This window comes from Anabaena azotica FACHB-119, from assembly GCF_014697625.1.
In the GTDB taxonomy this organism is placed as follows: domain Bacteria; phylum Cyanobacteriota; class Cyanobacteriia; order Cyanobacteriales; family Nostocaceae; genus Trichormus; species Trichormus azoticus_A.
This window is the reverse complement of record NZ_JACJSG010000001.1, coordinates 179,764-205,877: the sequence shown is the minus strand read 5'-3', so window position 1 is coordinate 205,877 and position 26,114 is coordinate 179,764. Positions and strand designations below refer to the sequence as shown.

The following is a 26,114-nucleotide window of genomic DNA, read 5'->3' as shown; positions in this document are numbered from 1 at the left end:
CTACAATAGATGAGTTAGCTAGAAGTTAACTTGTGTATTAATTGTTCAATGACCTTAATAGTATTCTCTAAATGTATAATCAATAACAGGTTGGTAAATTTATTACACTTCTATTTTTGGAATCTCAAGATTAAATATTGCTGCTTTAAGTAGATAAAATACATATTGCGTTAATGTAATTATGACCATAGTCATATAAAAAAACCGTTACAGTTGTCTAAAATAAAGGTAGGTACATCTATGAGACATCTGTAACGGCAATCAGTGCAATTATGCTCTAGTTGTGGATGTTTGGAAGGGAAAAATATGAAACTAACTTTAAAACGCACATTTCTACCCAGCCTTGTGGCTGCAAGTTTAGTCGGTGTCTCCTTCGCTCCTTTACAGCCTGCTGCTGCTGATGACCGAGTGGTAGAAGATGCACTTGTTGGAGCTGGTGCTGGTGTAATTACGGGAGCCATAACCGGATGTCGTTCTGTATTAGGTAATGCCATTAACGGTGCGGTATCTGGTGCGGCTGTCAATGGTGCAAATGGCTTGAGAAGGAATCCCAGAAGACGGAGTATCGGTCAAGACTTGGGTGTAGGTACTGGTGCTGGGGTAGTGACTGGCGCAATTACTGGTAATTGCAGAAACAGAACCCTCAACAATGCTATCAATGGTGCTGGTGCTGGCGCAGCCGTCCATATCTGGCGGAATAATCGAAGAAGATAGAACACAGACCTTGATAGTTAGCAGTTTACTTGTCAAGTTTGATTGTGATTGAGTTAGAAAATTCTCTTGACTTGGCAAGATGATTTAACATTGACGTTAATTCTTGTCGGGACGCACAAATAGCTGTGCGTCCCTAAATTTTTTCATTCTATAGCAGGGGACAGGTGACAGGTGACAGGGCTGAAAGCCTTTGAAATTAAAGGGTTTAAAATTGTATGATGTCCTAACCTATGCTTCAACAGCTATACATACAAAATAAGCGATCGCGCCGGTGATCCCAATTTGAACAGGACTTACGCAAGTGTCACAATTGGTGGTAGGTGTGTGACGCTACAAGTCTCATGACTACGTTCAAATATTATCGCTCCTCACACACCCTACAGAAAAAATCTGCCAGTTGCGTAAGTCCTATTGAAAATAGAATGCGACAGATATATGGGTAGGGACTCACAGATGTGCGTCCCTACAGATCATCGATCTGTTGCAAATATTTTTTGAATTGGTATGAACTAGTAGGGTGCGTTTAAGTAGCAAGTAACCGCCAATTAATCTCTATCCCTTCAAAGCCCGGCGAAAATTCCGACGATAGGAAGGATTAGCAATAAACAAGGCTGGCCAAAGTAAAGATAATCTGATCCGGTTTGGTAAAGACTTGGTAAAATTGGTTCTTGAGAAACCATTCCAGAATTTCCATACACCACCTATATAAATCACAATTAAGCCGAAAATAATTAATTTACTCATTATCATCAACTCCGTTAATGCCTGACTAAATTCGGTATAAATTGGACAAAATGTGCAAAGGATTAATCATCGACATTAGTTTTCAGTATGACTTAAATTTTTGCATCTGTGTTGTGTGAGTTTATCTACCTTACCATTGGGAAAATTGTTGCATAACATGATACCTCTGGAAAAATTCCTCTTACAAAGAAATAGGCATTCAGTAATAGATAGTTTATGAGAGTAGGTATTACCCATTATCTATTCACCTACATTTTTATATTACTTTTTCCTTCTGCCTAGTTGCCTGTGTAGCCTTTGGTAGTTAGCATAAATAAACTGATTCAGTGCAGATCCCCCTAACTGATAAGCATTTTTTGAGTTTGCTGTTCTGGCGTTGGACTGCGCCCCGCCGTAGAAGAAAGCCAAAATAGCGTCATAAGTACTTTTACTTATTTGTCAGATGCTTCTTGCGGGGGTGTTTCCAGTATCGACATCCGTAGGAAACTAAATACAAACCTAATATACTCTTATGGGTTTAAAAGCAGAATCAGCTGCAAAAAGTTTAAGGAGGATATATGCGTGCAGTGCTAATGGCAGGTGGTTCGGGAACGCGACTTCGCCCTTTAACTTGCGATCTCCCCAAACCGATGGTTCCGATTCTTAATCGTCCAATTGCCGAACATATTATTAATCTTCTCAGAAGACATCAAATTACGGAAGTAATTGCGACTTTGCATTATCTACCTGATGTGTTGCGAGACTATTTTCAAGACGGTAGTGATTTTGGTGTGCAAATGACTTACGCCGTCGAAGAAGACCAGCCTCTGGGAACAGCAGGCTGTGTGAAAAATATTGCTGAACTTCTGGATGAAACTTTTTTAGTAATTAGCGGTGATAGCATTACAGATTTTGACCTGACAGAAGCGATCGCTTTTCATAAACAAAAACAATCAAAAGCAACTTTAATTTTAACGAGAGTTCCTAACCCGATAGAGTTTGGTGTCGTTATCACCGATGAAGCAGGGAAAATTAACCGCTTTTTAGAAAAACCTTCAACCAGCGAAATTTTTTCTGATACCGTCAATACCGGGACTTATATTTTAGAACCAGAAGTTTTAGAATATCTCCCACATAATACAGAATGCGACTTTTCTAAAGATTTATTTCCCCTACTCTTAGACAAAGATGAGCCAATGTATGGTTACATCGCTGACGGTTACTGGTGCGATGTGGGACATTTAGATGCTTATCGGGAAGCTCAGTATGATGCTTTAGAACGTAAAGTAAAACTAGACTTTGCTTATAAAGAAAATTCTCCTGGTTTGTGGGTAGGGCAAAATACTTATATTGACTCTTCTGCTAATATCGAACCTCCAGTTGTCATTGGTAACAATTGCCGCATCGGTGCAAGGGTACAAATAGAAGCGGGAACGGTGATTGGTGATAATGTGACTATTGGCGCAGATGCTAATCTCAAGCGTCCAATTGTCTGGAATGGGGCAATTATTGGGGAAGAAGCCCAGTTGAGTGCTTGTGTAATTTCGCGCGGAACCCGTGTTGACCGTCGCGCCCATGTATTAGAAGCTTCGGTTGTCGGTTCTTTGTCTACTGTAGGGGAAGAAGCACAAATTAGCCCAGGGGTCAGGGTTTGGCCGAGTAAGAAGATTGAATCAGGGGCAATTTTAAATATTAACCTGATTTGGGGTAACACCGCCCAGAGAAACTTATTTGGACAACGCGGTGTGCAAGGGTTAGCAAATATCGACATCAGCGCCGAGTTTGCGGTGAAGTTAGGCGCGGCTTATGGTTCAACATTGAAACCTGGGGCGAAAGTAGCGGTGTCCCGTGACCAAAGAAATGTTTCTCGCATGGTGACGCGATCGCTCATTGCTGGTTTAATGTCTGTAGGTGTAGATATTCAAAACCTCGACGCGACAGCCATCCCCATCGCCCGCACAGTTATCCCCACAATGGGCGTATCTGGGGGAATTCATGTGAGGGTACACCCCGACCGCGCCGACTACATCCTCATAGAGTTCATGGATAGTAAGGGGATTAATATTTCCAAAGCCCAGGAAAAGAAAATTGAAGGGGCTTATTACAAGGAAGATATGCGTCGCGCCTTAAGCCATGAAATTGGTGATGTGGCTTACCCCAGCCAAGTAATTGACCTTTACTGCACCGCCTTTGAGAAGCTGTTAAATGTTTCCACCCTGCACAACAGCCGGGCAAAAGTCGTTATTGATTATGTTTATGCTGTATCTGGGGCGGTGCTACCCCAAATGTTAGATAAATTTGGCGCTGATGCAGTGGTACTCAACGCCAGTTTGAATAAAAATGCTGTCACCACCACCGACCGGGAAGCATTGTTGACTCAACTGGGTCATGTGGTGGAAGCGTTGAAAGCTAACTTTGGTGTCCAGGTATCAGCTAACGGCGAACAGCTAATTTTAGTTGATGAGTCAGGCTACCCCATTCGCGGCGAACTGTTAACCGCCCTGATGGTAGATATGATTTTGACTTCCAACCCCAGAGGGACGGTAGTTGTCCCCGTTCATGCTTCTAGTGCAGTGGAACAAGTCGCCCGTCGCCACGATGGGAGAGTAATTCGTACCAAAGCCAATGCGACAGCTTTAATGGAAGCTTGTCAGAAAAATTCTAATGTAGTGCTAGGTGGTAGCGGCGAGACTGGCTTTATCTTCCCCCAACTGCATCCGGGGTTTGACTCCATGTTCTGCATTGCCAAAATCATCGAAATGCTGACCATACAGGAGCGATCGCTAGCTACTGTCAGATCAGAATTACCCCGTGTCATTCACCGCACCCACACCATACGTTGTCCTTGGTCGGCTAAAGGTGCGTTGATGCGCTACCTAGTGGAAACCCACCCCGCCCAAAACCTCGAACTCATCGATGGCGTAAAAATTCGTCAACCCTTTGATGACAGTTGGCTGTTAGTTTTACCAGATGCTAGTGAGCCGTTAGTACATTTGTATGCTAATAGCAACGATCGCGACTGGGTAGATGAGACGATGCGAGATTATCGTTCCCGCGTCCAGAAATTCGTGGAAAGACAGCAAGAGTACCACCCAGCAGAAGTGTAATTCTTTCTGAACGCAGAGGAACGCAAAGTATTCTCCGCGCTTCTGTGCGGTTCACGATTTTGGAGGAGCGATCGCTCTAACATAAGTAGGGGACAAAAAGCGGTGTGGACTTTCCTACCGCTTTATTGCTGTTGTGTGACGGCTGTGCAGGAATTTGGGGGTTTCAGATCATCATTATTACTTACTATGCAATGTATTTTTTTAAACTTTAAGCTGATTATAATGCAGCCGAAAATTTAAGCTTTATTTCATAAATCATTTCTAAGTATTGCAAAAAGTAATTTTTGGGGAATTTTAATAAAAAGAACATCAAAAGCAAAAGTTCTAGCAGCACAGCTTCTGATAGTTCAATTTCGATGTTTTCTTTTAATTCCGTCGCCAATTAATGACTATGTTTCCTGAATCTGAGTATCAACAGTTGCAAGCCTGTTTGCAACAGCGAAATCAGCTGATAGTTGATTTACAGAAGACACAACAAGCACTTCAAGAAATGCAGCATCAATGGCTGTTCTTGATGGAACGTAATCCTTTAGGAGTAATTCATTGGAATACAGCGTTCCAGGTGTCCGACTGGAATCCTGCGGCAGAAGGTATCTTTGGTTACAGGAAACAAGAAACAGTAAATCGTCATGCAGTGGAACTTATAGTACCTAGTAGTGCTAGGGAGGATGTCAAGCAATTAATGGCTGCATTACTCAAGCAAAAAGGCGTAACTCACTGCACCAATGAGAATTTAAGGAAAGATGGCAAAATTATTACTTGTGAATGGTATCACAGTCCTCTGATTGATGTTCAAGGAAATGTTATTGGGATTTTGTCATTTGTTGAAGACATTACAAATCGCCAAAATACCTGTAGTACTGAGAGCAAACAAGTAGAAATAACTCTGAGAAAATCTCTCAAAGAATTAGCAGATATCAAATTTGCGTTAGATCAGTCGTCTATTGTGGCTGTGACAAATCATCTAGGTATCATTGAATATGTTAACGATAAGTTTTGCCAAATATCACAGTATCAAGTAGAAGAACTAATTGGTCAAACTCATAGAATCGTTAATTCTCATTATCACTCCCCAGCATTTTTTCAAGATATGTGGCTGACTATTAAGCAAGGAAAAGTATGGAAAGGAGAAATTAAAAATCTGGCGAAAGATGGTACATATTATTGGGTAGACACAACTATTGTCCCTTTGTTAGATGCTGAAAATAAACCCCAACAATATGTAGCAATTCGTAATGATATTACTGCTCGTAAAAAAGCAGAAGCACAACTGAGTAAGCAAGCAAAAGAACTTGAAGAAGCTCTGCAAGAATTGCAAATTACCCAAATGCAGCTTGTTCAAAGCGAAAAAATGTCTTCTCTCGGTCAACTAGTAGCAGGAGTAGCCCACGAAATAAATAACCCAGTTAACTTTATTTTTGGTAATCTCAAACACGCCTACCAATATACTCAAGACTTGTTAAAAATAATTGAACTTTATCAAACCCATTATCCAGAACCAGCCGCAGAAATTCAAGCAGAAGCAGAAAATATTGACCTAGAATTTTTACTCAAAGACTTGCCAAAACTTTACTCTTCAATGACAGTTGGCGCAAACCGCATCAGCCAGATTGTTGCGTCTCTACGTACCTTTTCCCGTTTGGATGAATCTGATTTAAAAGCTGCTAATATACATGAGGGTATTGATAGCACTTTAATGATTGTAGAACATCGGCTGAAAACCCAAGTAAATCGACCCGAAATTTTAGTCATCAAAGAATATGGTAATTTGCCTTTAGTTGAATGCTATGCTGGGCAACTTAACCAAGTTATTATGAATATTTTGCTTAATGCTATTGATGCTTTGGAAGAGAAATTTTCCCAAAAAAATCATGAGCAGGTAAAGCCCACAATACATATAATTACAGAAGTGTCAACCCCTAAACAAGTAACCATCCGTATTAGAGATAATGGGGTGGGGATGTCAGATGAAGTGCGCCAAAAAATATTTGACCCCTTCTATACAAGTAAACCTGTAGGGAAAGGGACTGGTATGGGTTTATCTATCAGTTACCAAATTATTACTGATATGCACGCTGGGTCTTTAGAATGTATTTCCTCTTTGGGCGTAGGTGCTGAATTTATTATTAAAATTCCCATTCATCTGGAGAACAACACCTAATATCAATTCTTTATTAATCAGGACTTACGCACCAAGGTTATCTGTTGAGACAGGGTGTAGGGGGGTAAGGGTGTAAGGGTGTAAGGGTTTTAAAGATTTACACCCCTATACCCCTCTCTTACAAAGTTCTGATCGCCGGAAACCGGCGCTCAGACTTTGCGCTATACCCCTACACCCTTGCCCAAACCCTTGATTTTTCGTTTTTATGCGTAAGTCCTATTAATGTAGAGACGTTATGTATAACGTCTCTACAGGCGTTGGTAAGGTTAAAATTGTGCCTAATTGATTTTCGGTCAATTAAGCTTGCGTTACCTTCTCCTTCGCTAAGAACTTCTCTAGTTCCGTCAGTGCATCAGCATCAACCTTGGTTTGCATAGGACAGAACTTAGGCCCACACATAGAACAGAACTCAGCAGTTTTGTAAATATCTGCTGGTAAAGTTTCATCGTGATATTCCTTAGCCCTCTCTGGGTCGAGTGATAATTCAAACTGACGGTTCCAGTCAAAGTTATAACGGGCGCGGGAGAGTTCATCGTCTCTATCTCTCGCACCTGGGCGATGTCTAGCAATATCCGCAGCATGGGCGGCTATCTTATAAGCAATTAAGCCGTTGCGGACATCTTCAGCGTTGGGTAAACCCAAGTGTTCTTTTGGTGTGACATAGCACAACATAGCTGTACCGTACCACCCAGCCATCGCCGCACCAATGGCGGAGGTGATATGGTCATAACCGGGAGCGATGTCTGTCACCAATGGCCCCAACACGTAGAAGGGTGCTTCTGAACACTCTTCCATCTGTTTTTTAACGTTGAACTCAATTTGATCCATTGGGACGTGTCCAGGCCCTTCTACCATCACCTGTACATCATGTTCCCAAGCTTTGCGGGTGAGTTGTCCCAAGGTTTTGAGTTCGGCTAATTGGGCTTCATCAGAAGCATCATGAGTACAGCCAGGGCGCAGGGAATCACCTAAACTGAAGGATACATCGTACTTCTTGAAAATCTCGATGATGTCGCGGAAGTGGGTGTAAAGTGGGTTTTGTTTGTGGTGATGCAGCATCCACCGAGCTAAAATACCACCACCACGGGAAACAATACCAGTGATGCGGCTTCTGGTTAGGGGTAAATGTTCCATCAAAATCCCGGCGTGGATAGTTTGATAGTCTACCCCTTGCTGGGCGTGTTTTTCGATGATGTGGAGGAAGTCTTCGGGGGTGAGGTTTTCAATTTTGCCGTGGACGCTTTCTAAAGCTTGGTAAACGGGTACTGTACCAATGGGAACGGGGGAAGCGTTGATGATGGCGGTACGAATTTCGTCTAAGTTACCGCCGCCTGTGGACAAGTCCATCACGGTATCAGCGCCGTATTTTACGGCTAGCTTCAGTTTATCAACTTCTTCTTGCAGGTTGGAAGAGTTGGGGGAAGCACCGATATTAGCATTTACTTTACACTTAGAGGCGATGCCGATCGCCATTGGCTCCAAGTTAGTGTGATTAATATTAGCTGGGATAATCATTCTACCCCGTGCCACTTCTTCACGAATCAGGTCAGCAGGTAGATTTTCCCTTTGGGCGACGTAGTGCATTTCTTCGGTGATGACACCCTGACGGGCGTAGTGCATTTGAGTTACGTTACTTTGCCCAAGTCTTTTAGCAACCCATTCTTTCCGCATATTTAATTCCTCAATAAACAGCTTCCCTTCGCTGGTATTACCCAGACTCAGGTGTTAAGGGTGTGATCTCAGCCTGTCGGTGCAAGCACCCCTAGCATGGATGTAGTTTAGCACCTTGTTTAGGCACGGGGGCAAGGGGGTTAACAATTTATGAGATATCAGGCGGTTGAGGGTTGCTTTTGTGTACTTAAATATTTTTTGCCTCACGCAAAGGCGCAAAGGCGCGAAGAGAAAGCAAGAAATGCGGATATTTACAGCCTTGGGAAAATAAATATATGATTTATGCTGAAGGAGATCGCTTCTACACTTGATCAGGGTCAATACCTAACTGGCGCAGCTTTTGTGCCAAGCGATCGCTTCGTTGTTGTTCTTGTTCTAACTGTAGTGTGAGTAAATGCGTTTGCGTAGCTTGCCGCAGGCATCGCTCTTCACTACTGAGTAATAAATTTCCTTGTGCATCCCACCAGCGTAACCAAGGGGCTGTCATATTTTGATATTGTCCTTGCCAAATGCCTAATTCAACACCCATCGCAGGAATAGCATAATGTCCCTGTTCATTGGCTGGTAATAGTTCGTAGCGACCATCTACTAAGTGATACAATTCTACAGAGGCTTTGTTTACTTCATAGATGCCATAAAACGGGACTCTAATCGCCTGCTCATACACCCAAAATTTTCCAGTTAAAGGGGTTGTGTCTCGTTCCTCTGAGCCATCACCGGAGGCAAATTCTAAGATAATTAATGGTGCAACGTACTCTTGCCATAACACATAAGAACGCCGAAACTTACCGTTTAACATAGGTGCTACATTCGGCACATAAAACCAATCTGGTGCTTCAGCGCCTCTTTCTGGGGGTTCGGTTAAACGCCAATAAATACCGCAATCTTGACCGATAGCATATTGACCATCGGGATGTAGTTGTTGCAATACACTGGTAATGGAGTTAGTTAGCAGGATACTTTGAGGATGTTCTTGAAAATTTTTTACAAAACTGCCATTTGACTCTGGTAACTCAGTGTGGTCGGGAAGATGAGTAATGCCTAGTTCAGAAAGTTTAGCAAGGGTCATAGAACTTGGGCGCACTTAAAGCCTTAGTTATATTTTAGGCTAAGACTGGGGATTGGGGACTGGGGGGAGCAGAGGTGCAGGGGAGCAGGGGAGCAGAGGAGAAAAACTAATGACTATGGACTGTGGACTGTTGACTAATGACTAATGACTAATGACTAATGACTAACGACTAATGACCAATGACTAATGACTATCGATACATTATTTTTCACAAGCCCTATGGTGTCTTGAGTCAGTTTACTCAAGAATCCCCTAAACATATCACTCTCAAAGAGTATATCAATGTCCCGGATGTGTATCCTGTGGGGCGGTTGGATTGGGATAGTGAGGGGTTACTGTTATTAACTAATAATGGCAGATTGCAGCATCGCCTCTCTGACCCGCGTTTTGGACATGAGAGGACTTATTGGGTGCAAGTAGAACGTATTCCCGATGAGGAGGCGATCCACAAGTTACAAACAGGGGTGACAATTCAAGATTATCGCACGAAACCAGCAAAGGTGAGGTTATTATCAGAACAACCGAATGTGAGCGATCGCGATCCGCCAATTAGATTTCGCAAAAATGTTCCCACTGCTTGGTTAGAAATGACTTTGACTGAAGGTAAAAACCGTCAAGTCCGGCGGATGACTGCGGCTGTAGGGTTTCCCACTTTGCGCTTGATTAGGGTGAGTATAGGACATTTACGCTTGGATGGTCTGTCTTTGGGTGAGTGGCGAAATCTTACCGCCCTGGAACTTAAATCGCTGCAAGATGCGTCTGTTAGGTAGGGGACAGTTGACAGTTGTTTTTCCCAGTTCCCCTCCTCTTAGGGGCTAGGGGTGGGTTACTCCCTCATCTTCCCCCACTTACCAATCCCCAAAAACTCCTTGCCGATATCTGCAATCTTTGGCTAATATGCGTCAGAATTAATACTGCCACCAAAATTCACTGGTGAAACCACAATTTTTATATGTCTACTGTAGGCAGAGGCGGCCAATTGTGGCACTTTGGATATTAGTGGCTAGAAGCACCTCGGAACGGGAATTAAGGAACTTCCACTATGCTGATTTGCCCCCAGTGTGAATTTGAAAACCCTCATGCTAACAAGTTTTGTCAAAACTGTGGTGCTTCTTTGTCCCACAAGGTTTGTCCTGAATGCGGTACTGAAGTACCTGTGAATGCTCAACATTGTCACAATTGTGGGGCGGAAACTGGTACAGTATGGCGGGCAATTATTGGAACTCTTGAGGCGCAACCAGAGAAGATGGAACTGTCTACATCTTTTGTCTTGAGTGGTTCTTATCTGGATAAGGAACAGCGCTATCAAGTCTTGGAAGTGCTATCCACCGCCAAGGATGAAGTTAGCGCCAGGGTTTTGGACTGTCAACCTTATCAAGTCTCACCAATTGAAGCAATATTAGCTCATCAGCAAGGGGGGCTGGTGTCTCCCGCAGTGGAAGCGGATAGTATTCCTAGTTTGGCTAAGGCTTACATGGTCTTACAAGCCCAAAAACACCCAGAATTTCCCCAAATTCACGATGCTTGGCAGGATGGCAATGTTCAGGTCATACTGATTGAAGACCGTTCTGGCTGGCAGTCTCTGGTGAGTTTTTGGCGCAAGGAAACGACTAATTCGTTAGAAATTATCCATTGGTTTTATCAAATGACCCAACTTTGGGTGTTACTTGAGCCAGTTAGTTGTCAATACAGTTTGTTAGAACTAGAAAATTTGTGCTTAGATGAAGACCAGACGATCGCCTTACGAAGATTGTATCTGACAAGCCCTAGCTTGGACTCAACACTGGGAGTTAAGGCGACAACAGCATCGGCAGAAGATGTCACTTTACCTTTATCAGGTCAACTCTCAAGTATACAAGCTCTGGGGCAAGTTTGGCAAGAATTATTTAGGGAATCTCAACGCACTCAATTTGGTTCGATAATCGAGATTTTCAGAGATTTAGCACAGGGTAAGATGCAAACGATCGCCGAGTTGCGATCGCGTTTGCAAGCAGTCGCCACAGAACTAGAAGCAACCACAACCCCAAATTCTCAGCCAATGGAAGAACAACAAACAAATGCACCAACTTTCCTGCAAGTAGATGATGTAGATGAGTCATCAAGCAAGGGTGATGATGCACCAACGATAGTGTTATCCGTACAGTTAAGCAGCTTGGAAGATGCTGGACGTACTGATGTTGGTCTTCAACGTAATCACAATGAAGACTACTTTGGTATGGAAACGAAAATTGAAAAGGTAGAATTACCGAGAAACCGCAGTTTACAAGCTCGTGGTTTATATATTCTTTGTGATGGTATGGGGGGACACGCTGGCGGTGAGGTGGCTAGCGAGTTAGCAGTGTCTACTTTGCGCCAATACTTTCAGCAAAAATGGAATAATACACAATTGCCAACGGAAGATACAATTCGTGAGGCAGTCTACTTAGCTAATCAAGCAATTTACGACCAAAACCAACAAGATTCCCGTTCTGGGGTAGGACGGATGGGTACTACCTTGGTGATGTTATTAATTCAAGGTAATCAAGCCGCCGTCGCCCATGTGGGAGATAGCCGCCTCTACCGAGTGACTCGCAAACGGGGATTAGAACAAGTGACAGTAGATCATGAAGTTGGTCAAAGAGAAATCAACCGAGGGGTAGAAGCTAGTATTGCTTATGCCCGTCCAGATGCTTACCAACTCACCCAAGCATTAGGGCCGCGTGATGAAACTGCAATTAATCCAGATGTGGAGTTTTTTGAAATTAACGAAGACAGTTTGCTAGTTCTCGCTTCCGATGGGCTAACTGATAATGATTTATTAGAAACTAACTGGCAGACTCACCTACTACCGTTATTAAGTTCTAGCGCTAACTTAGAGCAGGGCGTAGCAGAATTAATTGATTTAGCTAACCAATATAATGGTCATGACAACATTACTGCTATAGTCGTCCGGGCAAAAGTACGCCCAAATCTTGAGGGGGCTGGGTATTAGGGACTAGGGACTGGGGACTAGGGACTGGGAAAAAGCAGAGAAGTTGAGGAAAACTCATGTCCCAATCCCCAGTACCCAATCCCCAGTACCCAATCCCCAATCCCCAGTACCCAATCCCCAGTCCCCGTTTCCTAACTCTTACACAGGTCGTATTGTGGTCACTCTGACGCTGCTAGAACCGCAACAAAAAACACCCCTGAAGCAGTGGTGCTTTGAAAATTCCCCCGTGATTCGGATTGGTCGCGCGGCGGATAATCATGTAATTTTGACTGATAGTTTGGTGTCTCGCCATCATCTGGAAATTCGGCAAATTAGTTCTGCTGGCGGTGGTTCCTGGCAGGTGATTAGTAAGGGGACAAATGGCACTTTTCTTAATGGCATTTTGGTAATTCAGGATTCGTTGCCAAATAATGCCATCCTGCAACTAGCCCAGGGTGGGCCGATTCTACAATTCCAAACTCAGGAGGAAGTACCATTGGGATGGGAATCAGTTGCGCCGGGAGATAGTCCTGGGGTTGGTGGTTTGGGGGGAAAAAGTTCTTCAGAATTGTCTCACAATGGTAGTAGTTTGACTGTAACTTGTACCCATGAGGGGAATTCGCCACAAAATTTATTTTGTATCCATTGTGGACAACCGCTTACGGTAATTCAAACTATCCGCCATTACCAAGTGTTACGCACTTTGGGACAGGGAGGTATGGGGACTACTTATTTGGCTTGGGATGCGGCTGGTGTGATTGCTGGACAACCAAAATTGTTGGTGTTAAAGCAAATGAATGCGGATATGGCGAGAATTGCCAAGGCGCAAGAGTTATTTGAACGGGAAGCCTACACTCTCAAATCTCTCAATCATCCAGGGATTCCCAAGTATTATGATTTTTTTGTGGAGGGTGGGAAGAAATATTTGGCGATGGAATTGGTGCATGGGCAAGATTTGGAAAAGCGCATCTATACCACTGGCCCAGTAATACCTAGCCAAGCGATCGCCTGGATGATCCAAACCTGTGATATTCTCGATTATCTCCACAGTCAAGAACCGCCACTCATTCACCGTGATATTAAGCCGGCGAACCTGATGGTACGGACGGCGAATAATCAAATAGCTGTGTTAGATTTTGGCGCGGTGAAGGAAATCGGCACTACACCAGGGACACGCATCGGTGCAGAGGGTTATTGCGCCCCAGAACAAGAACGGGGACAGCCTTTAACCCAATCTGATTTATATGCGATCGGCCCAACGCTAATTTTTCTCATCACTGGCGAGAGTCCTTTCAAATTTTACCGCCAGAAAGGACGTGCTTTTCGCTTTGATGTGAGTAATATTCCTACGGTCACACCCAAGTTAAAGGATGTAATTGAGCGGGTGACGGAACCTTTACCGCGCGATCGCTTTCAGTCGGCAAAGGAATTAGCGGTGGCGTTAGCGGCTTGTAAGTGAAAGGATTACAATAGACGGTTAGAAACCGCTTCTACACCTACGAGGAGAGGGGTTGGGGGTGAGGTCAAAACAACGCTGGTCGAACTCAGGTTAATTTATTTAATTTTATTTTGTTTCCACGCACTTAAGCTATTAGCCCACAATTGATTGCAGGGCGGGAAGGCAACGCTAAACCAAGGTTTTAAGGGTGAGGGGTTTAACTCATCATTAATTGACCAACAGTCTCATTACGCCTTGGCTTAAGTTGACACTATTCCCTACGTTCCTCGTAATCTTCAGAAGACTTAGGATCTAATTCCCAGCGCCTATCATCACGCTGTTCTAGAATGTCGTTGGTGCGGAGGAAGGCTTTATCGTTCATTTCCAAGCCTACAGCCGCTTCTATCTCCTCGGTGACATCCTGTTCAGGCATTGCCACAGTACCGCCAACAGCCTCGTCACCTACTGTATCTGCCCAATAATTATCTTCATTCGCATTACCCAAGCTAAACTCCGGGCTATTTTCTGTATACTCATGCCCTGTACCGAGGTTGTATCCGGGTAAATCTTTGACACCAGTACCATAGGATTCGGTAACTTCCTGTGGCAAATCATTTAAGTTAATTTCTTGATTATCAGTTTCTTTTGTCATAATATTTGCCATTTTCTATATTCTCACAATAGCCTTTTATTTTCCTTAAGTTGTCTGACATAAGGTGTACAACTTTAGAAGTAAAAGAATCTATTTCCTGGGAACGAAGTAAAACTAGCTATTCCCGCCTAATCTGAGAAATGTGAAATCAAGGTCAAGCCACTTGTAGTTGAATCTGTTAGTTATGAGTTAGGAGTTTTTCACCCACAATACTTTTATTTAAAGTCTTTTAACTCATAACTATTTTTGCTAGGAATTAAAAATGTATTTATACTTATTTGTTTTTATTGGAAAAATCTATTTTTTTAGTATTGATTTTTATCAGTGGAGGTAGAAAGTGCAATACGACGAATTTATCACCCATGTCCAAAGCCTCGCTCAATCAAACTCCCGTGACGAGGCACAAAGAGCTACCTGTGCCACTTTAGAAACTATTAAAGAACGGATTTCTGGTGAAGAAGCTCAAGAGTTAGCTAGTGAACTGCCCCAAGAACTGAGCAAGTGTTTACAAGGTAGAGAAGGCGAACCAGATCAGAGTTTTAACCTACAAGATTTTATCATGCGGGTGAGTCAGAAGGAAAGTATAGAACCGACAACCACAGCAATTCATGTGCGTGCTGTTTTTGCAGTGTTACAAAATGCAATTAAACCAGAAGCATTTGCTAAACTGCACCAACATTTTTCCCATGATTATGAGGAAATGTTTGGGACATAGCCTAGTAGCGAAATTTCAGCATAATTACAAGTTTTCATATTCAGAAGCATCAACCATTAAACAGGGAAAATATGACTATAAATCATAATCATTCAAGCAAGAAAAAAGTAGCTATTCTAATTGAACAAGCAGTAGAGGATGCAGAGTTTACCGTTCCTTGCAACGGTTTAAAACAAGCAGGGTTTGAGGTGGTTGTTCTCGGTTCGCGGATAAACGAAAAATATAAGGGAAAACGCGGCCGACTTTCGGTTCAAGCTGATGGTACTACGACTGAAGCGATCGCTTCTGAATTTGATGCCGTTGTTATCCCTGGGGGGATGGCTCCCGATAAGATGCGGCGTAATGTGAATACAGTCCGCTTCATCCAAGAAGCAATGCAGCAAGGTAAATTAGTAGCAGCTGTATGTCACGGGCCACAAGTGTTAATCGAAGGCGACTTACTCAAAGGTAAACGTGCTACTGGCTTTATTGCCATCAGCAAAGATATGATTAATGCTGGCGCACATTATCTAGATGAGGCGCTGGTAGTTGATGGGAACTTGATTACATCCCGCGAACCTGGAGATTTAGCCATTTTCACCACAGCTATTTTGAGTCGTCTGGGTTACGGTGGTAAAGACGTTGCACTACCAGATGAACAAGACAATAGCGCCGAATGGTGGAAGTTGGCTGATGCTTGGGGCGGTTCTACCAAAGGTGATATTGTCAGAGGTGTCAATACTGCTTTGGGTGGAGAACGCTACTCTCTAGAAGCGCTACAGAAGTATTTTGATAAAGAGTCAGATACAGAAGCAAAAGCGCTGTTCCAAGAGATGATTACTAATAAACAGCGTCATATCGAGTATCTGGAAAGCTATCTCACTAGACTTGGTGATAAACCTTCTTTAGGTGCAAACATCGCTAACCAATATGCCAAAGTCAAAACCGCTATGACTGGTAGCGATGATATATTCCAAATACGCAGCGCCTTGGGAGACTTACAAACAGGTATTGGTGATATTGGTAATCTCTGCGCCATGTACACTGACCCCGTAGCAACGGCTATTTTCAAAGAGATTTACAAAGATTTGGTCAAATACGAGCAGCGATTAATAGCACTATACCGCACACGCACAAGTGCTACAGTCCAGTCTCCTCAGCCCACAACAGGGTCGGCTGTATCTATGTAGAAGATATGGGGGAGAAACCACCCCTAACCCCTCCCAAGAGGGGAACAGGGAGATGAGGGAGTATTTCTTGAATTTTGAAATTATTCCTTTCTACTGCTCCGAAAAACTTATCTAAACTTATTCAAAAAAAGTTGATGAGTTTAGTGTTTTCTTCTTGCTTCGCTCCGCGACGCTAGCGCGAACAACCAAGGTAGACAACTACTGCTTGTCCACAGACGTTGAGTTAAGGTTAAGCCAACATTATTTTAGTAAGTATAAGATTACTCTGCCAAAAAATCAACAGGTTCTAGAAAACAAAACTTTCTGACATTGATGAACTATGAGTAAGTTTGAATAGGGACTTTACTATTTAGTCAAGCTCCCTACTTCCCACATTTATTAGGAGGTAAAGAGAGTGACTTTGACATCGGGAGATAAACAGGGAAATAGCCAAGCTAGTGAAACTGAACGTTGGGCTTCGCTTATTGGCGGTGGGGCGATGGTGTTGCTGGGTTTAAGACAAGCCTCTTTGCGGGGTGTGCTGACGGCTTTGGCTGGTGGCGGTTTGATTTACCAAGGTGCAACTAAACAAAGCACAATTCAGCAAGCGCAAGATGCAATAGGGATGAATAAACCCCTCAAAGTTGAAAAGACGGTGACAATTAATAAGCCAGCCGATGAACTCTACCGTTATTGGCACAACTTTGAGAATTTGCCGACCTTTATGAAGCATCTCAAGTCTGTGAAGGTGTATGACCAAAAACGTTCTCATTGGATAGCTAATGCACCTTTAGGTAATAACGTAGAGTGGGATGCTGAGATTTTGGAAGACCGAGAAAATGAGTTTATTTCTTGGGTTTCTGTAGAAGGTGCAGATGTGGAGAACTCCGGCTTTGTCCGCTTTCAAAAAGCCCCAGGCGATCGCGGTACGGAAGTGAAGGTAGTTTTAGAATACAATCTCCCAGGCGGTGGCTTAACTGCTGCTATAGCCAAACTCTTCGGCGAAGAACCAGAACAGCAAATAGGTGATGAACTACGCCGCTTCAAAATGCTGATGGAAGCAGGGGAAATTGCTACGACCGAGGGACAGCCTTCGGGGAGGAGATAGGGAGATGAGGGAGATGAGGGAGTGGGGGGAGATGAGGGAGATGAGGGAGTGGGGAGGAGATGAGGGAGATGAGGGAGTGGGGGGAGATGAGGGAGATGAGGGAGTGGGGGGAGATGAGGAAGAAATTATTAACTTTCCCTTTCCCCTTTCCCCTTTCCCCTTCCCCTTCCCCTTCCCCCTTCCTATGGACTATTGACTATTGACTATGGACTAAATAATTATGAAAGCTGTCTGCTGGCAAAGTGCTAATGAGGTGCGGGTGGAGTCGGTTCCAGACCCGACAATTCTTAATCCGCGTGATGCGATTATTAAAATTACTTCCACAGCAATTTGTGGTTCTGATTTACATATTTACGGCGGCTATATTCCCACTGTGCAGAAAGGTGATATAATCGGTCACGAATTTATGGGGGAAGTGGTCGAAGTTGGACGCGGGGTCGATAATTTAAAAATAGGCGATCGCGTCGTTGTTCCTTCTACAATTGGCTGTGGTAGATGCAGCTATTGTCAGCGTGATCTGTGGTCATTGTGCGACAACTCTAACCCCAACACCTATTTAGAAGAAAAACTCTATGGTAATATCACCTCAGCCATTTATGGCTACTCTCATCTATTAGGTGGTTACGCTGGCGCACAAGCTGAATATATCCGCGTTCCCTTTGCTGATGTGGGTGTGGTGAAAGTTCCAGCAGATATCCCCGATGAGAAGCTGCTATTCATCTCCGATGCTATCCCTACCGGATATATGGGTGCTGAAATGTGCGACATTCAGCCAGGTGATACTGTGGCTGTATGGGGTTGCGGCGCTGTGGGACAGTTTGCCATGATTAGTGCTTATATGATGGGTGCAGAAAAAGTCATCGCTATAGACCGTTTTCCCGAACGTTTAGAGATGGCGAGAAAGTACGCCAAAGCCGAAGTTATCAATTACGAAGAAGTGAATGCAGGCGAAGCGTTAAAAGAAATGACTGGCGGACGCGGCCCTGATGCTTGTATTGATGCTGTGGGTTTGGAAGCACATGGTGTGGGTATAGAAGACTTTTACGACCAAACCAAGCAAAAGCTGAGGTTAGAAACCGACCGTCCCCACGTATTGCGGGAGATGATGGTGGCTTGTCGTAAAGGTGGAACACTTTCAATTATGGGTGTCTATGGTGGGTTTGTAGACAAAATACCCTTGGGTGCAGCCTTTAATAAAGGTTTAACCTTCAGGATGGGACAAATGCACGGTCAGAAATACATGAATTTGTTACTGCAACTCATCCTAGAAGGCAAACTTGACCCATCGTTTATAGTGACCCATCAATTACCTCTAGAACAAGCACCCCAAGGTTATCACATTTTTCAACAGAAGCAAGATAACTGTGTGAAAGTTGTACTCAAACCGTGAGGATAAGGACTAGGTACTAGTGGCGTGGCAAAACTAAAATAACGTGAGTTCGACAAGCGTTGTTTTGACCTCTCCCCCAACCCCTCTCCTTTGAGGAGAGGGGAGTAAGAGGGTGATTTTTTCGTTTCTCCTCCCTCTCCTAAAAGGAGAGGGAGGTTGGGAGGGAGAGGTTCATCGAACTCACGTTAAAATAGTGCATTAGCGAAAAATGACTCATCTTAATAGCACTTACGCAACTGGCATATTTTTTCTGTAGGGTGTGTGACTGGCGATAATATTTGAACGTATTAATGAGACTTGTAGCGTCACGCACCAACTACCAATTGTGACACTTGCGTAAGTCCTGCTTAATCATCTGCGTTTATCTGCACGGCAGTTGCTTTAAGTCGGCAAAGCCGCCCAACGCACTGCCTCGTTTATCTGCGTTCAAATTTTTCTAAATCTATTGCCACGCTACTAGATTCTCAGCGCTATTTTCTAACTAGGTAATTAGTAATATACCATCAAAAACTACTACTAATTAGCGATTTTTAAATATGGTTTTATCGCAGTTGGCTGATAGATGATGACATTAGCTAATGCTTAAACCTTTACTTTAAAAGTTTTTCAACCCTATTCCCTGTTACCTGTCACCTGTCCCCTGCTATAGATAGATGCTAAAGCGCATTTATTCAAGCAAAAATATACACATCGTCTCATTTAATTGAGGATTTTTATGAATCGAGTAATTTCCTGGGTACAAAATATTCTGCTTCGTCAAATTTTGGTTGTTTTCTTAGTAGCAGCAACCTTTTTTGTAGGTCAATCTTTCACCTACGGCACTGCTATGATTGCTCAAGCTGATACCGTCAAAACTCCAGAAGGTATTTACTACAAAGGTACTCCTGATAATGAAGGCATCGGCAACGATAATCAAGTAAGAAATGCTCAAAACCGCCTTAAAGGTGCTGCTGATAATGTGCGAGAAAAGCTAAACTTAGACGAACAGACACCCAGAGCTACTAAAGAGTTCGGTAAAAACGTACAAAGAAAAGTTGGCGAAACCATTAACTCAAATACTCAAAATGAAGGTGGCTATTATCAACAGCCTGAGCGTGTAAGAGAAGCTAGAAGCCGCAGTTAATAACTAATATCTAGTTTGAGTATGTTACTCATAAATCACTAGATTTTGCCACTAAGAGAATTAGCAATAGAGGCGCGATAATTGCGCCTCTTAATAACTAATGACTAATGACCAATGACAAATGACTAAGGACTAATAATTATGAAAGCAGTTTGCTGGCATGGAGCAAATGATGTTAGGGTAGAAACTGTACCTGACCCAAAAATTCTGAACCCGCGTGATGCAATTATTAAAATTACTTCAACAGCTATTTGTGGGTCAGATTTACATATATATGATGGCTATATTCCTTCCATGCAAAGTGGCGATATCCTTGGTCATGAGTTCATGGGGGAAGTGGTAGAATTAGGCAGTGCTGTGAAAAATGTGAAAGTAGGCGATCGCGTGGTTGTTCCCTTCACTATCTCATGCGGTTCCTGCTTCTTCTGCCAACGGGACTTATGGTCTTTGTGTGATAATTCTAACCCTAACGCCTGGATGGTAGAACTGCAAATGGGTCACTCTCCAGCAGGTCTATTTGGCTACTCTCACCTCTTCGGCGGTTACGCTGGCGGTCAAGCAGAATACGCCCGTGTGCCTTTTGCCGATGTGGGCTTGCTGAAAATCCCCGATAATCTACCAGATGAAAAAGTATTATTTTTAACTGACATCTTCCCGACTGGCTACATGGCGGCGGAAAACTGCAACATCAAACCCGGCGATATTGTGGCTGTGTGGGGTTGCGGCCCAGTGGGACAATTTGCGATTAAAAGTGCCTATATGTTGGGTGCGGAAAGAGTTATCGCTTTTGACCGTGTTCCTGAACGGTTGCAGATGGCTAAGGAACAATGTCATGCGGAAGTCCTCAATTATGAGGAAGTAAATATTGGGGAAGCCCTGAAAGAGATGACTGGTGGACGCGGCCCCGATGCTTGTATTGATGCAGTGGGAATGGAAGCCCACGGTACAGATGCGATGGCTTTTTACGACAAAGTAAAACAAGCTGTCAGACTAGAAACAGACAGACCAACCGCATTAAGACAAGTGCTGGTGTCTGCTGCTAAAGGTGGTCATGTTTCCATAGCTGGTGTATATGGTGGCTTCCTCGATAAGATTCCGATGGGTGCGGCTATGAATAAGGGTTTAACTTGGAAAATGGGACAAACCCACGTTCATAGATACTTAAGACCCTTATTAGAACGTATTCAAAACGGTGAGATTGACCCATCATTCGTCATCACCCACACCCTACCGTTAGAACAAGCAGCCCACGGTTACGAAATTTTCAAACACAAGAAAGATAACTGCATCAAAGTTGTATTGAAACCGCAAGGTAACTAAATATGAGTGATACCAGCGTTAAAAAAATCGACTCTCACCATTCCCCTAAAGGAAAACTCGGTCAGAAATATCTAGCATCGGGTAAATCTCTTTCCATGCGCCTTTGGGAAGATGAACAACCGGGTGAAGATAAACAACCAACTAGTCGCGAATACGAAACTGTTGGTTATGTAATTAATGGTCGCGCCGAGTTACACATCGAAGGACAAATGATCCTTCTAGAACCGGGAAGTTCTTGGACTGTACCCAAAGGTGCAAGTCATACCTATAAAATTTTAGAACCATTCACGGCTGTGGAAGCAACCAGCCCACCGGCTGAAGTTCATGGGCGGGATGAGAATTGAGATAGGTTATAGGTAACAGGTTATAGGTTACAGATGAGAGGTTACGGGTTGTAGAGACGTTGTATGCAATGTAGAGACGTTGCATGCAACGTCTCTACAGGATTTATATATAGTACGTAGGGTGGGCAGTGCATCGGCATATCATGGTTTTGGTGGGCAGTGCATCGGCCTACAAAGTGGTGATATTTTTTCAAAATTCAAATAGGATTTCTATAACTAGTATTAGTGGGGAGATAAAAGGAAAATTCTTTAATTTTGAATTGATTTGTCCCCAATGCCCAATCCCTTTTAATATAAAGTGTAGATTTTTCCATCAAAGCTTGTGAATTTCTTGATCGGTTGTGCTGTTTGGGCTTACAAGGGCTGGGTAGGTGAATTTTATCCCCAAGGGAGTCGTGCTTCGGAATTTCTCCACCTTTACAGTCGTCGCTTCACTACGGTAGAGGGTAATACTACTTTCTATGCAATACCAAACCTAGAAACTGTCAGCCGTTGGGCGAAGGAAACACCACCGGGTTTTGAGTTTTGTTTGAAATTACCACGAGATATTACTCATCAAGGTTTATTAAAACCCTATATTCCCGCCGCTTTAACTTTTCTAGAAGGGATGCGTCCTTTGGGTAAACGCCTCGGCCCTATATTTGCCCAGCTACCACCGAGTTATGCACCTACATTAATAGATGATTTGACTAGTTTTTTAGCAGCTTGGCCGCGCACAACAGCACCATTAGCACTGGAAGTCAGACATCCTGACTGGTATCAAGAACCTTATAAGAGTAATTTAACACAGCTTTTAGAAACTTTGGGCGTGGGAAGGGTATTACTAGATTCACGCCCTATTTATAGTGGAGAGGATGACCCCCAGTTAGAATCAGAACGACGTAAACCGAAATTACCCGTACAGTTCAGCCTTACTACAAGTTTTAGCCTGATTAGGTTTATTTCCCATCCCAATTTGGCGGTAAATCAACCGTTTATGGAAGAGTGGGTGCAGCAAATTCAACAATGGTTACAAGTTGGGACAAGAATTTACTTCTTTGTTCATTGTCCTACAGAAGAGCGATCGCCTGACAATGCCCGTTACTTCCAACAGCTACTAGAACAAAATGGCGTACCCGTTCCCCCTCTACCTTGGAACCAACTTCAACATCCACCCCAACAACTTAACCTCTGGTAGCAAAAAATCATCTCAATTTCCCCTCAGTTCGTAGTAAGGACTTTACCCGCATTTCTCACAAAACGGTAGGGTGCGTCAGATGTAGAAAATCCTTGAATGTGTACGAAATTATTGCGTCTGACGCACCCTACAGTTAGTTTAATTATGACACTTGCGTAAGTTCTAATAATTGTTTAATTTTTCTCACATATACCGTTTTGAGTCCTTAAAAAAAGAGTAATAATGAATTTTGTAATTCTTTTCTGATAAGACCTAACAAGCCATCATTACCCAAAATGAGGGGTCATGCCCCTCTTGACCAAATTGCCCACAAGATATCAACAACGCCAAGCATTAATTAGCAGAAATGCGTTAATTGTTATTGCGTTTTTGTTGAGGCGCTTTTTGTTTAAGCCGTTATATCAAAGGAGGTTCAGATGAGTCGTCTTCTTTATGAAAATTCGGTTTCATATCAGGGATATCTCATCATTCCATTTGTTTTTGGCAAAGCAGATAGGTATGAAATCTATTCCTATAAACTCTTGTCAGAAATTGGTCGAGAAAGTAAACTACACAAAGCCGAAAATCCAGCTAAAATCTACGGTAATAGCATTAGCAATATCATTGAAATAGCTAAAGAGCATATTGACCAAAACGCAGATTTTGCTAGTCAGAAAGATTGCTTTCAATCACGCTACATTTACCGCAACAATTTAATTGTTGTCTTCCACGAGAATGATAGATACTTTTACGACCATTACCCACCGGATTTATTAAATAATATTGCTGCACCTAAATTATTTAAATCTGAGTACGAATGTCTCAGTTGGATTAAGCAGGGGTTGGATGGGCGATATATGCGACAACAGGCGAGGTAGCTGGGGGAGGTGGGGGAGATGAGGGAGATGAGGGAGATGAGGGAGTAACCCACCCCTAACCCCTCCCAGGAGGGGAAAAGGGAGGGTGGTTTCATACAGAAAAAGAAAAATTTATAAGTCTTGATTTCTCGTTTTGTCGCAGCGATTTTGACCCCTCTCCAAACCTCTCCCCCACGGGGGGAGAGGCTTTGAAACACATTAGTCTTTTTTCTCTGATTGTATGAAACCACCTTGCGGGAGATGAGGGAGATGAGTGAGCAGTATTTTTCCTTTCCCCTTTCCCCCTTCCCCCTTCCCCAGTCCCCAGTCCCTAATTCACTTTTTCAATAGCAGGTAATATATAGAACCAGCAGTCACAGTAATACCAGCGCGATCGCCTGCTAAGTCGCCATAGCCGAGAAAATAATCGACTCTGCCGGGGCCTTTGATGGCGCTACCTGTATCTTGGTCGAGGACAAAACGGCTGACGTGGCGCTGAATCAGTTGGTTACGTCGCCCTGGATAGGGGAATGTAGCGTTAATTACAGCTAATGCGCCTGGTGGCATGAGAGATTTATCGGTGGCAATGGAACGTTCTGGTACGAGTGGTACGCTGATACTGCCTGTGGCTGGTTCGCCTTTGGTTTCTTGGAAGAATATAAATCGTTCCCAGCGTGGGAGATAATTATTCATAGACTGGGGATTTTTGCGAAAATAGCGAATAATCCCAGGCATATTTAATTCTTCTTTGGTTAGTTTGCCATCTTGAAATAGCAGTCGCCCTACAGCTGTCCAAGGGTAGTCTGTTCCAGCTGCAAAACCGACGCTGGTTTGAGTGCCATCTGTTAATTTGAGTTTAGCAGAACCTTGGATATGGATCATGTAGGCTTGAAAGCGATCGCGTAACCAAAACATCTCCAAACCGCTTAGTCGGCTTTTGTTTCCCAATAAACCATCTACCCCTTCTAAATCAACTCGCTTGGGGTGGGGTTTACTCCATTGGTCAAAATCTGGGGGAAGTCGATAAATGGGATATTTATATTGTGCAGTGCGTACACGACTGGCTGAGTAAATCGGTGCATAGTAGGCGGTAAACTTGACTCTACCTTGTCCATCATCACCAACTGACTTGTAAAAAGCAAACTCTCGCCGCACCGCAGCTTGTAACTGTGCTGGTGATTTTGCTGTAGCTACCAACTGACGAAAACGCCGCAAACTCCGCCGCACTCTATCGAGGGTAATTCCTTTGATGGGGTAATTGTTGTAAGCGGCTGCTGCTTTTGGGGTTTCTAGGTAACGTAAACTATTATCTATTGAGCGTAACAGACCGGCGCGATCGCTTTTCAGTTTGCCATGACCTATAAATAGTTGTTCGTCCCAACCCAAGCAAGTACGCGCTGGTGTGCAGTTAGTACCAATATCAACAAGTTTTAAAGGTGGTGCTGTGGGTGATACCTGACTCACAGCAATTTGTGCGGGGTTAAAAAAGGTGATGCCTAAACTGAGGGAAAATAAAGCCAGCTTGTTTCTCATTTCTACATCTCAAGCTTTTCATATATCAGACATTAGGACAGTAACCCACAGCTTTAGTTTCCGCAATATACTGTAGCGATCGCACTTGATTAGGGCATTAAGTAAAAATCAGGAGATATTCATCTCCTAGAGATTTTTTATTAGTGAATATACGCAAATCGTATTTCAGCAAGAAATTTTTTTACCTGGAGTGATAGATCACGATTGTAAGTGGGTAAGTTGTTTGTAGAGAAAAGCGATCGCCTACTACTTACCCCAAACTTCAGGAGAAATCAATGCTCAAGCCAGAATTACAAGCTAAATTCCTCAGCCACCTCAACAACCGTAAGAACAAAAAAGATGAAGGTTTTACCTTAATTGAACTGCTAGTAGTTGTAATCATCATCGGTGTACTTGCTGCGATCGCGTTACCTTCGCTACTAGGTCAGGTAAACAAGGCAAAACAGTCAGAAGCAAGAAACTACGTAGGTACTGTTAACCGTTCTCAGCAAGCCTACTACTTGGAATACCAAAAGTTTGCTACTAACCTTGACGAGTTGCAAGTAGGTATCAGAACTCAGTCTGAGAACTATAACTATTCTATTGCTGGTGGTGGAACAGCTGCTGCTCAGTTTAAAGGTGTAGCTTATAAAACAGCCCTTAAATCATACTACGGTTTAGTAGGTACAACCCAAGGAAATAGTGCAACTTCAGAAGCTTTAACATTAGCAATAGCTTGTGAAACAGCTGGCCCTAGCACAACAGTAGATGACTTTACCACATTTGGTACAACCTGCGCGACTAACTTTGTGTCTTTAGCTAGATAAGAAAGTTAAAACCATTAACTAATCGTTGTTACAAGTAATTTTGCATATTTCTTGTTTTGGGTAATGTCAAAAAAACATTACCCAATTTGTGCAATTTACTAACTAATTCTTTTTCTTTCTCATAAGTTG

Annotated in this window: 23 protein-coding genes and 1 riboswitch; of the genes, 17 read left to right on the top strand and 6 right to left on the bottom strand. The window is 43.2% G+C overall.

The window, feature by feature from the left end; genetic code table 11:
* The first annotated feature begins 306 nt into the window (after nucleotides 1–306).
* The gene (locus tag H6G83_RS00915; protein WP_190465684.1) at nucleotides 307–714 is read left to right on the top strand and encodes a hypothetical protein; all 408 of its coding nucleotides are present in this window, start codon (nucleotides 307–309) and stop codon (nucleotides 712–714) included.
* 552 nt (nucleotides 715–1,266) lie between these two features.
* Here H6G83_RS00915 and H6G83_RS00910 read toward each other — a convergent pair.
* A complete protein-coding gene (locus tag H6G83_RS00910) occupies nucleotides 1,267–1,458 on the bottom strand; it encodes a hypothetical protein (protein ID WP_190465682.1) in 192 nt (63 codons plus the stop codon).
* Nucleotides 1,459–2,015: 557 nt separating this feature from the next.
* On the opposite strand from H6G83_RS00910, the gene H6G83_RS00905 reads away from it, so the two are divergent.
* Nucleotides 2,016–4,544, top strand: a complete 2,529-nt coding sequence (locus tag H6G83_RS00905; protein WP_190465680.1) for a mannose-1-phosphate guanyltransferase — start codon at nucleotides 2,016–2,018, stop codon at nucleotides 4,542–4,544.
* A gap of 217 nt (nucleotides 4,545–4,761) precedes the next feature.
* Here H6G83_RS00905 and H6G83_RS34930 read toward each other — a convergent pair whose 3' ends face one another.
* On the bottom strand, nucleotides 4,762–4,926 hold the full coding sequence (locus H6G83_RS34930) for a hypothetical protein (RefSeq protein WP_206758974.1): 165 nt from the start codon (nucleotides 4,924–4,926) through the stop codon (nucleotides 4,762–4,764).
* 9 nt (nucleotides 4,927–4,935) lie between these two features.
* Here H6G83_RS34930 and H6G83_RS00900 point away from each other — a divergent pair, with 9 nt between their 5' ends.
* On the top strand, nucleotides 4,936–6,705 hold the full coding sequence (locus tag H6G83_RS00900) for a PAS domain-containing sensor histidine kinase (protein ID WP_190465675.1): 1,770 nt from the start codon (nucleotides 4,936–4,938) through the stop codon (nucleotides 6,703–6,705).
* Between the two features lie 297 nt (nucleotides 6,706–7,002).
* On the opposite strand, the gene thiC is transcribed toward H6G83_RS00900, so the two are convergent.
* Complete coding sequence (gene thiC, locus H6G83_RS00895) at nucleotides 7,003–8,376, bottom strand: phosphomethylpyrimidine synthase (protein WP_190465674.1); 1,374 nt, start codon at nucleotides 8,374–8,376, stop codon at nucleotides 7,003–7,005.
* A 6-nt stretch (nucleotides 8,377–8,382) separates the two neighbouring features.
* Nucleotides 8,383–8,479: riboswitch (TPP riboswitch) on the bottom strand.
* A gap of 198 nt (nucleotides 8,480–8,677) precedes the next feature.
* On the bottom strand, nucleotides 8,678–9,445 hold the full coding sequence (locus H6G83_RS00890) for a Uma2 family endonuclease (protein WP_190465672.1): 768 nt from the start codon (nucleotides 9,443–9,445) through the stop codon (nucleotides 8,678–8,680).
* A 179-nt stretch (nucleotides 9,446–9,624) separates the two neighbouring features.
* On the opposite strand from H6G83_RS00890, the gene H6G83_RS00885 reads away from it, so the two are divergent.
* From H6G83_RS00885 to H6G83_RS00875, 3 genes are all read left to right on the top strand, one after another.
* A complete protein-coding gene (locus H6G83_RS00885; protein WP_190465671.1) occupies nucleotides 9,625–10,215 on the top strand; it encodes an rRNA large subunit pseudouridine synthase E in 591 nt (196 codons plus the stop codon).
* A gap of 272 nt (nucleotides 10,216–10,487) precedes the next feature.
* The gene (locus H6G83_RS00880; protein WP_190465668.1) at nucleotides 10,488–12,416 is read left to right on the top strand and encodes a serine/threonine phosphatase; all 1,929 of its coding nucleotides are present in this window, start codon (nucleotides 10,488–10,490) and stop codon (nucleotides 12,414–12,416) included.
* Between the two features lie 154 nt (nucleotides 12,417–12,570).
* A complete protein-coding gene (locus tag H6G83_RS00875) occupies nucleotides 12,571–13,854 on the top strand; it encodes a protein kinase domain-containing protein (protein WP_190465874.1) in 1,284 nt (427 codons plus the stop codon).
* A gap of 250 nt (nucleotides 13,855–14,104) precedes the next feature.
* Here H6G83_RS00875 and H6G83_RS00870 read toward each other — a convergent pair whose 3' ends face one another.
* On the bottom strand, nucleotides 14,105–14,485 hold the full coding sequence (locus H6G83_RS00870) for a DUF6335 family protein (RefSeq protein WP_190465666.1): 381 nt from the start codon (nucleotides 14,483–14,485) through the stop codon (nucleotides 14,105–14,107).
* 337 nt (nucleotides 14,486–14,822) lie between these two features.
* Here H6G83_RS00870 and H6G83_RS00865 point away from each other — a divergent pair, with 337 nt between their 5' ends.
* The 10 genes from H6G83_RS00865 to H6G83_RS00820 all read left to right on the top strand — a co-directional run bounded on the left by H6G83_RS00865 (nucleotide 14,823) and on the right by H6G83_RS00820 (nucleotide 23,667).
* A complete protein-coding gene (locus H6G83_RS00865; protein WP_190465664.1) occupies nucleotides 14,823–15,200 on the top strand; it encodes a DUF2267 domain-containing protein in 378 nt (125 codons plus the stop codon).
* A 71-nt stretch (nucleotides 15,201–15,271) separates the two neighbouring features.
* The gene (locus H6G83_RS00860; RefSeq protein ID WP_190465662.1) at nucleotides 15,272–16,369 is read left to right on the top strand and encodes a DJ-1/PfpI/YhbO family deglycase/protease; all 1,098 of its coding nucleotides are present in this window, start codon (nucleotides 15,272–15,274) and stop codon (nucleotides 16,367–16,369) included.
* A gap of 394 nt (nucleotides 16,370–16,763) precedes the next feature.
* The gene (locus H6G83_RS00855) at nucleotides 16,764–17,456 is read left to right on the top strand and encodes an SRPBCC family protein (RefSeq protein ID WP_190465660.1); all 693 of its coding nucleotides are present in this window, start codon (nucleotides 16,764–16,766) and stop codon (nucleotides 17,454–17,456) included.
* 40 nt (nucleotides 17,457–17,496) lie between these two features.
* The gene (locus H6G83_RS00850; protein ID WP_206758973.1) at nucleotides 17,497–17,652 is read left to right on the top strand and encodes a hypothetical protein; all 156 of its coding nucleotides are present in this window, start codon (nucleotides 17,497–17,499) and stop codon (nucleotides 17,650–17,652) included.
* A gap of 24 nt (nucleotides 17,653–17,676) precedes the next feature.
* Complete coding sequence (locus tag H6G83_RS00845) at nucleotides 17,677–18,846, top strand: zinc-dependent alcohol dehydrogenase (RefSeq protein ID WP_190465656.1); 1,170 nt, start codon at nucleotides 17,677–17,679, stop codon at nucleotides 18,844–18,846.
* Nucleotides 18,847–19,561: 715 nt separating this feature from the next.
* Complete coding sequence (locus H6G83_RS00840) at nucleotides 19,562–19,969, top strand: hypothetical protein (RefSeq protein ID WP_190465654.1); 408 nt, start codon at nucleotides 19,562–19,564, stop codon at nucleotides 19,967–19,969.
* Between the two features lie 141 nt (nucleotides 19,970–20,110).
* Entirely contained in the window at nucleotides 20,111–21,289 is a 1,179-nt protein-coding gene (locus tag H6G83_RS00835; RefSeq protein ID WP_190465652.1) for a zinc-dependent alcohol dehydrogenase, read from the top strand.
* Nucleotides 21,290–21,291: 2 nt separating this feature from the next.
* Nucleotides 21,292–21,633 carry a cupin domain-containing protein gene (locus H6G83_RS00830; protein ID WP_190465650.1) on the top strand — a complete coding sequence of 114 codons (342 nt, stop codon included), beginning with the start codon at nucleotides 21,292–21,294 and terminating at the stop codon, nucleotides 21,631–21,633.
* Nucleotides 21,634–21,955: 322 nt separating this feature from the next.
* Entirely contained in the window at nucleotides 21,956–22,810 is an 855-nt protein-coding gene (locus H6G83_RS00825; RefSeq protein WP_190465648.1) for a DUF72 domain-containing protein, read from the top strand.
* A gap of 416 nt (nucleotides 22,811–23,226) precedes the next feature.
* On the top strand, nucleotides 23,227–23,667 hold the full coding sequence (locus H6G83_RS00820; protein ID WP_190465646.1) for a hypothetical protein: 441 nt from the start codon (nucleotides 23,227–23,229) through the stop codon (nucleotides 23,665–23,667).
* A 315-nt stretch (nucleotides 23,668–23,982) separates the two neighbouring features.
* Here the strand turns inward: H6G83_RS00820 and mltA are convergent, their stop codons facing one another.
* The gene (gene mltA / locus H6G83_RS00815) at nucleotides 23,983–25,179 is read right to left on the bottom strand and encodes a murein transglycosylase A (protein ID WP_190465642.1); all 1,197 of its coding nucleotides are present in this window, start codon (nucleotides 25,177–25,179) and stop codon (nucleotides 23,983–23,985) included.
* A 275-nt stretch (nucleotides 25,180–25,454) separates the two neighbouring features.
* Between mltA and H6G83_RS00810 the strand changes: the two genes are divergently transcribed.
* Nucleotides 25,455–25,985, top strand: coding sequence for a type IV pilin-like G/H family protein (locus H6G83_RS00810; protein ID WP_190465640.1), 531 nt, complete (start codon nucleotides 25,455–25,457; stop codon nucleotides 25,983–25,985).
* The last annotated feature ends 129 nt before the right edge of the window (nucleotides 25,986–26,114 follow it).